Below are 13,268 nucleotides of genomic sequence, written 5' to 3'. Positions count from 1 at the left end.
CCATGAAAAAACATCTTAACGTTGTAATCTCTTTAAGTGTTCTGGCTGGTTCCATGCTACTTGCGAGCGGCTGCACATCTTCATCGACCAGCACTGCACAGTCAACCGTTCCTTCCGTCAAGGTCATTACAATCAACAGTGCGAATGCCGTAGGGGCAAGTGGTAAATTAGCATCAGATCAAACCGTTCAAGTCGTCTCCAAAATCGGTGGTAAAATATCCGCTGTTTCCGTAGAAGAAGGCGCAAAAGTGAAGAAAGGTGATCTGCTTGTGCAGCTAGATACGGAAGATTTGCTCCAACAGTTGGATCAAGCACAAGCAGGACTAACAGCTTCGCAAGCCAAACTTGCTGATACGGAAGCGGGTGCTCGTTCGCAGGATGTGCAGGCGGCAGCGTCAGGTGTTGAGCAAGCCAAAGCGGCTGTTAATCAAGCTAAAGCAGGTGTATCACAAGCGCAAGCGGCTTATGATCTTGTGACCAAAGGATACAATCATGCCAAGAATTTCTACGATCAAGGCGATGTTACTTCGGACGAATTGGATAAAGTAACGCTTGATTTTGAAAAAGCGAAGGCAGCTAATGATTCTGCACTTTCACAACAACAAGCAGCGAATGCGCAATTATCTGGGGCAGAAGCGAAGCTAGGGTTGATTAGAGAAGGTGCAACGGCAAATGCATTAGAACAGTTGAGAGCCGATGTGACTGCCAAACAAGCAGCGTTGAATCTCGTTCAGATTGCTGTGAAAAATGCCGGAGTCGTATCCCCTATTGATGGTGTCATTGTTAAAAAGAACGTCAATGCCGGCGAAATGGCGCAAGCTGGTGCTCCTTTATTGACCGTTGTTAATGTGGATAAAGTGAAAGTTGAAGTTAGCGTACCTGAAGGAATGATTAATTCGATCAAGGAAGGAGCCAAAGGAAACGTTATTGTCCCTAGTGTTCCAGGTAAAACGTTCGAAGGAACCGTTTCTTTTGTAAGCCCGGTATCTGACACGAATAATAATACATTTCCAGTTAAGTTGACGGTAAACAACTCAGATGGAACTTTACATGCAGGCGCTGTAGCTAGTGTTGACTTCGGAGGCAGCAGCAGTGAAACTCGCATCGAAGTGCCTAAAGTTGCGCTTGTTCAAAAAGATGGCAAATCCGTGGCCTACAAATTGAGCGGTGACGCCGTCCAATCCGTTGTGGTGCAGACCGAAGATAAGAACCAGGATTGGGTTTACCTTAAAGGAGACTCGGCTCTGAAACCGGGAGATAAAATCGTCTTGAACCCAGGTGACAAACTGACAGACGGAGCCAAGGTTCATGCCGAGTAAAGGAGGCTGCTACAATGTCAACAACAACGGCAGATACAGCTACTCCGGCAGTTGAGCAACAAGAGGAGAAAATTACCGTCTATCAGTGGTTAGCGCTGTTAGTACTTATTTTAGGCACATTTCTAGCCATTTTGGATAATAGTTTAATGAACGTAGCGATACCAAAACTCATGGCCGTGTTCGGCTCCACCTCTACGGAAATTGAATGGGTTGTCACGGGCTACATGCTCGCTTCAGCTGTTGTTGTTCCTATGGGCGGCTTTCTAGCGGACCGATTCGGTTACAAAACAACGTTTCTATCAACGGTGACTGCGTTTATCATCGGCTCCGTATTATGCGGGATCGCTTGGAGCGACACGAGTCTTACTATTTTCCGGATTATCCAAGGACTTGGCGGCGGTTTTATTATGCCTGTCGGTATGGCTATGCTCTATCAGATCATGCCACGCAGCAAAATCCAAGTAGCCATGGGGATCTGGGGGATTGCAGCGATGGCTGCGCCTGCGATGGGGCCAACCTTAAGCGGATATTTAATTGATAATTTTAGCTGGCGGTATTTATTTTACATCAACGTTCCCATTGGTATTATTGCCGTAGGTCTTGGTTTAATTATCTTGAAAGAGACACCGAAACGTGCAGGATTGAAATTCGATTATGTCGGCAGTATCCTGTGTATGATTGTTTTCAGCACGCTGCTGTTGGCCTTAACGGATGGTCAAGTGGAAGGGTGGACATCTTTCTATATCGTGAGTCTGTTCTTCATCTCTATTTCAAGTTTTATCCTATTAATTTACATCGAGCTCGGTAAAGATAACCCGATCATGGATTTTCGATTATTTAAAAATTCCGTGTTTACGCTAAGCTTGGCAGCCTCAAGTTTCGTTATGATCTCCATGCAGGGCGGGATCTATATGATGCCGATTTTTCTGCAAAATGTAACGGGGTTGACGCCAATGCAAACAGGGCTCGTCATGATGCCGCAATCGATAGCGATGGCTTTCATGATGCCCGTTGCAGGGAAGCTTGTCTCCAAATATGGCGTCGTGCCACTTAGCATCTTAGGTTTGGCTATTATCGGCTTTACAACCCTAGAGATGCATGTGCTTTCCCAGCAAACGTCGACACATTGGATCAGCGGTTTGCTTGTTATCCGGGGGATTGGTATTGGTTTGTGCATGATGCCACTATCTTCAGCTGGGATGAATACCCTGCCCAACCATTTGATCGGCAGGGCTTCCTCCGTATCTAACGTTGTGCGTAACGTTATGGCATCACTTGGTATTGCTTTGCTGACCAGCATAATGAATAACAAATCAACGCAGTTCGGAGTAAGATTCAATGAATCAATTTCTACGAGTACACCTGCATTTGCTGATTTCCAAACGAATGTCGTACATCGTTACTTAGAACTCGGAACGGACGCAAGTTCGGCATCCGGTGGTGTTATAGGCGTTTTATTCGGACTTGTACAAAAAGAGGCTTTGACCCGAGCAATTGCAGACACCTTAATGGTATCAGCAGTTCCGGCCTTCATTGCGATCATCTTGGTCATTTTTATGCGGAAGAGAAAGAAAGATCAAGCAGCTGAGCAGCAAACCACCAAAGATTCCGATGCTCAACACCATGTGATGATTGAAATGTAAAACGCTTAGGAGGAACGAAAATAATGAAAATTCAATTCAAACAAGTAGCTATGACACTCGTTCTGTCATCCGCTTTGCTAACGTCGGGACTCCCGGCGCTAGCAGAAGGAACAGACGCAGCTGTCGCTGTTACTCAAACAATCGCAGCACCGGTTTACAAAATAAGCGATAACCTTCAAGTTACGATCGAAGGTGTTTCAAGTGAGAAAACAGCAAGCGGAGTGCGTCTTGGTTCTGTAATTAGAATAATGAACACCAGCAATCAGACTCTTCGTATCCCAGACTACGAGCTTAAAGTAAAAACGACGGATGGTACCGTGTATACACTGCGTCCAAGCAGCAGCAATGCACATGGCGTGCAGCCGGATTCAGAAGTCGAATTGACGTATCTGAAAGTCATCAACCGCCAAACAGAAGTAGATCTGAGCAATCTATCGCTGATTGATGTTAACTATGATGTGTATCCGAAACAGGAAACCGTCCTCTTCTCTGCTCCAATCGACGGGCTGGTTTGGAACGGCAATCGTGGAGAGTTTAAAACAGCTCCAACGCCTATTAAGTGGGGAGAAACGTTCAGCATCCCAACTGTTGCATCACCACTGCAGTACAAAACGGTAGATGTAACCAAAAGCAACAGCAATGAAGGCGTTGTGTATGTTGTGAAGCTTCTGGTAACCAATCCGAACGATCAATCCGAAACCTTGCCAGCTATCGAGTTGGATGGCAAGTCCAAAACGAATCTCTATACAGGCAAAAAGGTTGAAACAGATCCAGTTGATCTGGAAGCAGGCCAGAGTAAATATGTCCATTATGCCATTCGCGCCGAAATGGATACCGTGCTTGACAGTATCAATGTGCTGACATCCGAAAGCTTCACGCAAGCAGATGCAGCAGGTAATGTCAAAACCTCGGCATTTACGATCGGGAAACTGAATGTTACGATGCCAGGCGCTGCAGGTGCCATTGGCAGCTATACGTACGGCACGCCGATTGCCTTTGAGAAATGGAATGACGTTATTAATCAGGATCTTGATGTAGCGCTAGTAGAGCTGCATGTGACAGACAACAAAGATCAAGGCAGCAAAGTGGCTTTTGCTAAGTTTACGTTGACGAACAAGGGAGTAAGTGATATTCCTGTGCCAGCGTTCTCAACCATGTTGTCGAGCTCAACTGGTTATGATTACACAGGAGCCAGACAAAGTGATGTTCAGAAGTCTATCGCACCAGGAACATCAACAGTCGTTAGTTATGCCTTTGTTCTGCCAGTCGCTGAGTCAAGTGATACATTCACGATGAAAGTACAGAATGAAATCAATGGACAAGCGAGCGGGGAAACCAAACCGACGTTCAAGTCAACGATTGCCTCTTATCAGGTAGCTGTGCAGAAACAAGAGGATATACATGCGATCTCCTTGTATCCCTATAAGCTTGATATGAAAGATCACACGTTAACTCAAATTACGTCCCTTGGACAAACAATTGCAATCAATTACACCTATAAATTACAGCTGTACATGGATCTCATTCGTGATCCAAAGGTGTTGGTAGACAATAATTTTTCCAAATTGAAGTTTGAGTTGGTTGATGGTTCGGGAAGCATTCTGGGTTCTAAAATGTTCCCATTCACTGGTACTGAACGCTTAGTTAATGGAAAACAAACGTTAACCTTCCCCAACTTAACGACAGATCAAATTCAGAATAATATTCTAGTTAACGTATATGAAGTTTTGAATACTCCTGCAGGCGAGGTAGATCGACTGATTGCGGAGTTGAAATAAAAATGATGAGTGACCCTTACTTTGTAAGGGTCTTTTTTGTTATGCCGCACAAGAAAATCAGCTGTTTATTTTTTATTCAAAATGAACTAAGTTAAAGACATAGATCACTATGGACTATCAAAGGAGAGTTCGCGTATGGATTTCGATGTCATCGTAGTTGGGGCAGGGCTTGCTGGTTTAGTAGCAACGACCGAGATCGCGGATGCTGGAAGAAAGGTGCTCCTGTTAGATCAAGAACCAGAAGCTTCGTTCGGTGGACAGGCCTGGTGGTCGTTTGGCGGGTTATTTCTGGTGAATTCACCGGAACAGCGCAGACTTGGCATTCAGGATTCCAAAGAATTGGCTTGGCAGGACTGGATGGGGTCAGCGGGCTTCGATAAGCTGGAGGATGAGGACTACTGGGGGAGAAAATGGGCCGAGGCCTATGTGGATTTCGCTGCAGGGGAGAAACGCGAATGGCTGCACAAAATGGGCGTTCGTTTCTTTCCAATTGTAGGCTGGGCTGAACGCGGAGGCTATCTGGCCGATGGACATGGGAACTCGGTGCCCAGATTCCATATTGTTTGGGGGACGGGCACAGGTATTGTCGCCCCTTTCGAGAAACGCGTCCGAGCGCAGATGGCAGCCGGGCTGGTGCACTACAAACCGCGCCATCGGGTTGATCGCCTGCTGGGAAGCGGCGGCGCCATTACTGGCGTAAGCGGCTCCGTGCTTGTGCCGAGTGATGCGGCACGCGGAGAAGCTAGTTCGCGAGAGGCCATCGGCGAATTCGAGTATCACGGCCAAGCCGTCATCGTAAGCAGCGGAGGCATCGGGGGTAATCACGACATGGTTCGCCAATATTGGCCAAGCCGTCTAGGTGAACCCCCTGCGCATATGCTTTCTGGCGTGCCTGCGCATGTCGATGGTCGTATGCTGGCGATCACAGAAGAGGCGGGCGGCCGAATTGTGAATCGAGATCGGATGTGGCACTATACGGAAGGCATTAAGAACTGGGCGCCGGTGTGGAACAAACACGGGATTCGCATCCTTCCAGGGCCATCCTCCCTTTGGCTTGACGCCTATGGTAAGCGTTTTCCTGCACCGAATTTTCCGGGGTTTGATACGCTTGGCACGTTGGAGACGATCCAGAAGTCCGGTCACAGTTATTCCTGGTTTATTTTGACGCAAAAAATTATCGAACGCGAATTTGCGCTGTCAGGCTCCGAACAGAATCCGGACATTACGGGAAAAAGCATAAGAAAAGTATTGTCCAGAATACTGCCGGGGGCAACAGCGCCCGTCAAAGCATTCATGGACAAAGGAGAAGATTTCGTGATCGCCAATCAGTTGGCCGATCTCGTCGCTGGCATGAATAAGCTATCAGGTCATGAGCTTCTAAGCCTGCCGGACATTCAACGGCAAATTCAGGCAAGGGATCGTGAAATCGATCACGCCTTCACGAAGGATCTGCAAATTACGGCCATTCGCGGGGCGCGTAATTATATCGGGGATAAATTAATTCGGGTTGCCAAGCCGCATAAATTGCTGGATCCCGCCAATGGGCCGCTAATCGCGGTTCGCTTAAACATTGTGAGCCGCAAAACGTTAGGCGGCCTTCAGACCGACCTTTCCGGCAGAGTGCTTAATGCAAAGGGGGAAGCCATTCCAGGACTTTATGCGGCAGGCGAAGCCTCGGGGTTTGGTGGCGGCGGCCTGCACGGCTACCGGGCGCTGGAAGGGACATTTCTTGGTGGCTGCCTGTTCACCGGCAGAGTCGCAGGGCGAGCAATTATCGCCGAGCTTACTTAATAGGAGGCTGTCCCGAAAGGTTTTAATGACTGAGGGACAGCTTTTTATGACCTTTTGGGAGCCGCTTTTCATATTGACTGGAAATACTACCGTTAAATGGCCCGATTACACATTACAGGCATGAATAAATGGATTTTCTCCTGTTAATGTAGATGTTTGAGCTTGGAAACAGGGAAAAAGGAAATGATTAACGGTATTTTTTCTAGTTATTAGGTTTATTTAGTGAAAAATTCCTTGAAATAAAGGGAGTTTTTCCCGTTATTCGCTTCAGCTCCATACGAAGAGGCTATCCCAAGTCATCCAATGACCGAGGGAGCGCCTCATTTTTGTCTTCCCCGTCATGCTCCCAGTCGTCTTCTCATCCACTCAGCCGTCTTCTCAGCCATCCTCCTAATGGTCTTCCCAATCTACGTCCCGGTCATCTTCGCATCCACTCAGCCATCCTCCCAACCATCCCCCCAATGGTATCTTCCCAATCTACGTCCCAGTCATCTTCCCATCTCCTTTCCCCGCCATCCGCAAAAACGTTTTTTGCGAAATCGCCGATCGTTTTGGAGAAATCATCAATAACGCTACCGAAAATCATCATGCGTTTTCTCATTTTACGCATAGGAACGGGCTCGCCCTTCCATTAGGCTTAAGGAAGAGATGCATCTCACCATAACCATAATGGAGGGTCAATGAATGAAGAAAATGTTAGCTTCAACAATGACCGTCATGTTGATGAGCACAATGATCGCCTGCTCATCTCAGACGGAAACTACGCCGCAGGGCAATGAGACCAAATCGCCAGGGGCGGCAACAGCCACTACATATCCAATCAAAACGGATAAAACACTCACCTATTGGGGCGAATTAACCGGTAACCTAACGGGAGTGAAAACCACTCATAATGATGTGCCTTTCTTCCAGGATTGGCAAAAGAAAACGGGCGTACCGCTGAAGTTCACGGCGCCGCCGACAGGTCAGACGAAAGAGGCGCTTAACGTTATGCTTGCGTCAGGGGATTTGCCAGATATGATCGAGTACAACTTCTTAAGCGATTTCCCTGGGGGTCCTGAGAAAGCGATTAAGGACGGTTACATTCTCAAATTGAATGATTTGATCGATCAATACGCGCCTAATTTGAAGAAATACTTAAAGGAACATCCCGAAATTGACAAAATGGTCAAAACGGATAACGGCAGCTATTATGCATTTCCTTTCATAAGAGGGGACGAATATCTCCAAGTTTTCCAAGGTCCGATAATTCGTAAGGACTGGCTGGACGAGCTGGGACTTCCTGTACCGGAAACCATTGACGAATGGACGACGACGCTCAAAGCGTTCAAAGAGAAGAAGGGGGCAGCTGCACCGCTATCTTTCATCTCCAAGCCGCGTTTCTTCAACGAATCTTATAATGGTGCGTTCCTTGGTGCTTTTGGCATTAATCGCGGTTTCTATTTAGAGAATGGCGACATTAAATTCGGACCTGCAGAGAAAGGCTTCAAAGAGTATTTGAACTTGTTCAACAGCTGGTACAAAGACGGTCTTTTGGATAAAAATATTGCCACAGTGGATACGAAAGCACTGGATGGCAGCTTCGCTTCAGGCGGCACTGGCGCAAGTATCGGCAACGCAGGCGGCGGGATCGGGAAATGGCAGCCGCTCGTTCAAACCAAAGATCCTAAAGCGCAATTGGTCGCAGCGCCGTATCCTGTGCTGAAAAAAGGGGATTTGCCGAAATTCGGCCAAAAGGATAGACCTTACTCTTCCGGAGGTATCGTAGCGATTACTTCCAAAGCCAAAGATCCTGAGTTAGCTACAAGGTTGCTGGATTATGGCTACAGCGAGGAAGGACGCATGTTCTTCAACTTCGGAACGGAAGGCGTAAGCTACAAGATGGAGAGCGGGTACCCGAAATATACAGATTTGTTAATGAAAAATCCAGATAAATTAGCACCCGCGCAGGCGATGTCCATGTACGTACGAGGCAGCTACAATGGACCATTTATCCAAGATAAACGGTATGCAGAGCAGTTCTTTACGATGCCTACACAGCGTGAAGCTGTGGACATTTGGAAGAAAACGGACGCTGACAAATACAGCTTGCCGCCGCTGACACCAACACCGGAAGAGAGCTCGGAATACGCGAAAATCATGAACGACATCAACACATTGGTCGATGAGATGACGCTCAAAATCATTTTAGGCAACGAACCCGTTAGTCAGTATGAAAGCTACATCGCCAAAATGAAATCGCTAAACCTGGATCGCGCGATCGCGATTCAAAAAGCAGCACTTGACCGCTACAACAAGCGGTAAGCTTGGGATATAAAAAGAAAGGGAGGGCTTCTAGCAGCCCTCTCTCCTACTTTGAATTGAGGTGAGGATGAAGGTGGAGAATGCCAGACCGCTTGAGAAAGCGCAGCTTGCCAGGAAGAAAGTGGACGTCAACCGATATGTCCGCGACTTCGTTTTAAACAAATATTTATATCTGATGATGGTTCCCGTTCTTGCTTATTATCTCATTTTCCATTATGCACCGATGTATGGAGCCTTGATCGCATTCAAAGAATACTCGCCAATGAAAGGGATACTGGGCAGTCCTTGGATCGGCTTTAAGCATTTCCAGGACTTTTTTGGCAGCTATTATTTCTGGCGGATTTTGAAAAATACGATCGTTATATCGTTGTATTCCTTGATATTTGAGTTCCCGGCGCCGATTATTTTGGCTTTGCTAATCAATGAAGTGCGCAGCAAAATGTTTAAGCGGGTAGCCCAAACGATCACGTACATGCCATATTTTATCTCAATGGTCGTTATTTGTGGGATTATTACCGATTTTACGAATGCAGATGGGGTGATTAATAAAATCATGATGGCGTTTGGCTATGACGGACAAGCGATGCTGCAGAAGCCGGAACTATTCCGTCCTATCTACATTCTGTCGGAGATTTGGCAGCGGATTGGTTGGGAATCCATCATTTATATTGCTGCCCTAATGGGGATTGACCAAGAGCAGTATGAGGCGGCTCGAATGGACGGGGCCAGCAGATGGAAGCAAATTATGTATATCACACTGCCGGGCATTATGCCGACCATTGCGATTATGTTTATTTTGCGAATGGGGAACTTGCTGAATGTGGGCTTTGAGAAAATTATTTTGCTGTATAACCCTGTAACATATGAAACCGCAGACGTGATCTCGTCTTTCGTCTATCGTAAAGGACTCCTGGAGTTCGGATGGAGCTACAGCTCGGCCGTTGGTTTATTCAACTCGGTCATCAACCTGATCCTCCTGATTACAGCGAATTATATTAGCCGCAAAGTGAACGAAAGCAGTCTATGGTGAGGTGAAAGTTATGACAAAACAATCTAGCATACTTGAAAAATTGTTCGATGCCATTATTTATTTAATCCTAATCGCGCTAGTCATTGTAACCTTATATCCGCTGCTTTACGTGCTTTTTGCCTCGTTAAGCGATGCAGGCCGATTAGTTGCGCACAAAGGGATTTTGTTCAAATCACTTGGTTTTAGCTTGGAAGCTTACAAAGGTGTCATGAAAAATCCAGGCATTCTCATCGGATACCGGAATACGTTATTCATCGTTGTCGCTGGCGTTACGGTAAATTTGCTAATGACAGCGCTTGGTGCGTACGTGCTTTCCCGTAAAAATGTCATTTGGAATAAAGCGTTCATGCTCATCATCGTGTTCACCATGTTCTTCCATGGAGGCTTAATTCCCTTATATCTGGTTGTCAAAAATGTGGGTCTGCTTGATTCCCTGTGGGCGACAATCATTCCTTTCTCTATTGGCACGTTCAATCTGATCATCATGCGAACCGCGTTCATGTCCATTCCGGACAGCTTGGAGGAGTCGGCCAAAATCGATGGAGCAAACCATTTTACAATTTTGTTCCGAATCATCATTCCGCTTTCCATGCCAGTCATTGCCGTTATGATCCTGTACTATGCGGTGGATAAATGGAACGGTTGGTTCTATGCTTCGGTGTTCATTAAAAGCCGAGATCTGTTTCCGCTGCAGCTTGTCCTTCGTGAAATTCTGATCGCCAATTCAACGGACGGGATGTCCGTCGGTGCGGATGCAGGCGACCGTTTCCAAATTGGAGAAACGATTAAATATGCAACGATTATTGTTGCGACATTGCCGGTGCTTTGCCTTTACCCGTTTGTTCAACGTTTCTTCGTCAAAGGCGTTATGGTGGGCTCTTTGAAGGGGTAAAATGGTTAAATTCCGGCCCCAATAGAGCTTTTGTCAATCGGATTTGTCATTTTGGACATTCCTCCCCTTGCATATAAAGGTATAATATAGGAAAGTGGAGACGATCCCTTCAGTCCTGTATCGATCATCCAATGGGAGGAGGTCCATATTGAACATCGGTTTTTTATGGCGAAAAAGAAAAAGCATTATTTTCACGTGGCTGATCTCCTATAGTGCAGTATTGTTCATCCCAATGATGATGAGCTTAATTATTTATTCCCAATCCAGCAACGCGTTAAAAAGCGAGATTCATCGGGCCAATGACTCTTTACTCAAACAAGTGCGCTATACCATCGACGCACAGATCGATTTAATGAAACGCTTAAATATGGAGATCACATGGAATGCGAAGCTGCAATCCCTAATGTATTCCAACATCCGTCAGAGTGACGATCAATTCCTTGCTTTTCAATTAGTGAAAGAGTTTCGGATGTACCAGACCTCCTATGCGATGATAGACGAGTTCTATGTGACTTGGGATCAGACTTCTTCCATTCTTCGGCCTGGCAATGTCCGTGATATGAAAACAGCATTCGATACGATACATAATACAGGTACGCTGCGCTACGAGCAGTGGCTGGATACGATTAACAATGCTGCGAATAATCAATTTCTCTTGCTGCCTCATACGGATGCAGAGAGTCCGCAAACCTCTATAGCGTATATTGCGCATCTGCCCAAAGATCTGAATGGGAAACAAACAGGGACCGTCGTTGTAATGGCGGATTTGGAGCGATTCCAGAAAGCGATGGAAACGATTTCTGGGTTTAGCGGGGGGCAAATTTTAATTCTTAACCATGACAATCAAGTTCTGCTTTCCAATTTACCTGTGTCGGTCAATACGAACTTAATTCTGGAACAGGCGTTAGATCCGGATCATGTGGCGTATTCACAGGCAGCAAACGGGGATTCAGAACTCTTTTATATGCAATCGGCGGTATCTGATTTGAAATATGTGCTGGTTATTCCCAGCGGAATTTATTGGGAGAAGGCGGAATATGTTCGCAACTTCACCTATGTCAGCATTCTCATTTCGCTCATTGGAGCTTGTGTGTTGACTTGGTTCTTCATGCGCCGCAACTATTCACCGATTCAACGGCTCGTACAGTCGCTCTCGGACAAGCATTCCGCTGAGGAGCGGACTGACGGGAATGAGCTGAGCTTCATTCAGCGAGTCATCTCTGATACCCGCAGTGAAAAGGATCAGATTGAGCTGCAGTGGCAATCCCACCAATATGTCCTGCGCTCCAATATGCTAAACAGGCTTCTGAAAGGGAAGATCGACACGCTCATCTCCTATGAGGAAGCGTTTAAATCTTTTGATATGGAACTAGTATCCAATGAATTTGCAGTCATTTTATTTGCTGTGGAAAATAATGAAAAGCTTTCCTCCAATTTGCCGGGGATGGATCTGAATGAAAGGCGGAAGCTGATTCAGTTCATCATTACCAACGTGGTTGAAGAGCTAGTCGGACATCGTCATCATGCCGGTTACGTCGCGGAAGTTGACGATATGATGGTTTGTTTAGTCAATTTTGCCGAAAATGCGGCAGCTGAGCGGAAGGAGGATCTGAGCTGGATCGCTTCTGAAGCCCAGAGATTCTTGCTGCGGTATCACATGGACTTGACCATTTCGATCGGAGGCATTCATTCCTCTCTCTTCGGCGTAGCGCAGGCCTATCGTGAAGCGCTGGATGCGATGGAATACAAGATGGTGCGAGGCAAAAGCGAGATCATAACCTATGATGAAATCCGCATCGATTCCGCAGATAAGCTTCAATTAGGTTATTATTATCCACTGCAAGTCGAACAGCAAATTATTAATTTGATCAAAATTGGCGATTATGAATCGGCGTCTGCGAGCATGAGCGAGATCATGGAGCGGAATTTCAATAAACCGTTGGTGTCGCTGACACTGGCTAGATGTTTAATTTTTAATCTTGTGGGTACGATGGTGAAAGCGATTAATGAACTTGGGGACGGGGATAGTCGATTGCTCGGCGATAATCCGCTGTGGATGGATTCCATCATCGCGTGTGACACGATTCTCGAAATGCAGCAGGAGCTTCTCGCTTTGCTCAAAGAAGTGTGTGCGCATGCGGCGGCCAAAATCGGATCGAACTCCAGCAAAGAACGCGCTGAGACGCTGCGTGAGCTGATTGCGAATGTTACCCGCTATATTGAGGATCATTACCAGGATGCGAATCTGAATGTGAATACAATTGGCGAACGCTTCGAGCTCAAGGGGAGCTATGTATCGAAGCTGTTCAAGGATGGAACCGGCGAAGGCTTGCTGGATTATATAACGAAATTCCGGATTCAGCAGGCCAAACGAATGATTGGCTACAAGCAGGACTCGATCTCCGAAATTGCCAAGAGTGTCGGCTACAATGAAGTGGCGACTTTCATTCGTGTCTTCAAAAAATATGAGGGGATTACGCCTGGGAAATACAAGGAGATGCACTGACTGCT

The 13,268-nt window shown here is 46.5% G+C and carries 9 protein-coding genes; 8 read left to right on the top strand and 1 reads right to left on the bottom strand.

All coding sequences use genetic code 11. The annotated features are described in order from the left end of the window. Positions 1 to 2 precede the first annotated feature (2 nt). The 4 genes from GQF01_RS08640 (at position 3) to GQF01_RS08625 (ending at position 6,531) form a co-directional block, all read left to right on the top strand. Positions 3 to 1,319 (top strand): efflux RND transporter periplasmic adaptor subunit, encoded by a 1,317-nt coding sequence (locus GQF01_RS08640; RefSeq protein WP_161406365.1) that lies wholly within the window; start codon positions 3 to 5, stop codon positions 1,317 to 1,319. 14 nt (positions 1,320 to 1,333) lie between these two features. Continuing rightward, complete coding sequence (locus GQF01_RS08635; RefSeq protein WP_161406364.1) at positions 1,334 to 2,962, top strand: DHA2 family efflux MFS transporter permease subunit; 1,629 nt, start codon at positions 1,334 to 1,336, stop codon at positions 2,960 to 2,962. Between the two features lie 23 nt (positions 2,963 to 2,985). After that, positions 2,986 to 4,740, top strand: coding sequence for a hypothetical protein (locus tag GQF01_RS08630; protein WP_161406363.1), 1,755 nt, complete (start codon positions 2,986 to 2,988; stop codon positions 4,738 to 4,740). Between the two features lie 135 nt (positions 4,741 to 4,875). Then, a complete protein-coding gene (locus tag GQF01_RS08625) occupies positions 4,876 to 6,531 on the top strand; it encodes an FAD-binding dehydrogenase (RefSeq protein ID WP_161406362.1) in 1,656 nt (551 codons plus the stop codon). 418 nt (positions 6,532 to 6,949) lie between these two features. On the opposite strand, the gene GQF01_RS08620 is transcribed toward GQF01_RS08625, so the two are convergent. Then, positions 6,950 to 7,132, bottom strand: coding sequence for a hypothetical protein (locus GQF01_RS08620; protein ID WP_161406361.1), 183 nt, complete (start codon positions 7,130 to 7,132; stop codon positions 6,950 to 6,952). Positions 7,133 to 7,215: 83 nt separating this feature from the next. On the opposite strand from GQF01_RS08620, the gene GQF01_RS08615 reads away from it, so the two are divergent. From GQF01_RS08615 to GQF01_RS08600, 4 genes are all read left to right on the top strand, one after another. After that, positions 7,216 to 8,835, top strand: a complete 1,620-nt coding sequence (locus tag GQF01_RS08615; protein WP_161406360.1) for an extracellular solute-binding protein — start codon at positions 7,216 to 7,218, stop codon at positions 8,833 to 8,835. Between the two features lie 175 nt (positions 8,836 to 9,010). Next, on the top strand, positions 9,011 to 9,865 hold the full coding sequence (locus GQF01_RS08610; protein WP_235959275.1) for an ABC transporter permease: 855 nt from the start codon (positions 9,011 to 9,013) through the stop codon (positions 9,863 to 9,865). A gap of 10 nt (positions 9,866 to 9,875) precedes the next feature. After that, positions 9,876 to 10,757: a carbohydrate ABC transporter permease gene (locus tag GQF01_RS08605; protein WP_161406358.1), complete on the top strand. Its 882-nt coding sequence runs from the start codon at positions 9,876 to 9,878 to the stop codon at positions 10,755 to 10,757. A gap of 148 nt (positions 10,758 to 10,905) precedes the next feature. Then, positions 10,906 to 13,263 carry a helix-turn-helix domain-containing protein gene (locus GQF01_RS08600; RefSeq protein WP_235959121.1) on the top strand — a complete coding sequence of 786 codons (2,358 nt, stop codon included), beginning with the start codon at positions 10,906 to 10,908 and terminating at the stop codon, positions 13,261 to 13,263. Positions 13,264 to 13,268 lie beyond the last annotated feature (5 nt).

It is taken from the genome of Paenibacillus silvestris (genome assembly GCF_009882985.1).
Taxonomy (GTDB): Bacteria; Bacillota; Bacilli; order Paenibacillales; family NBRC-103111; genus Paenibacillus_E; species Paenibacillus_E silvestris.
The sequence above is the reverse complement of the archived record's forward strand: the minus strand, read 5'-3'. Positions and strand labels throughout refer to the sequence as shown.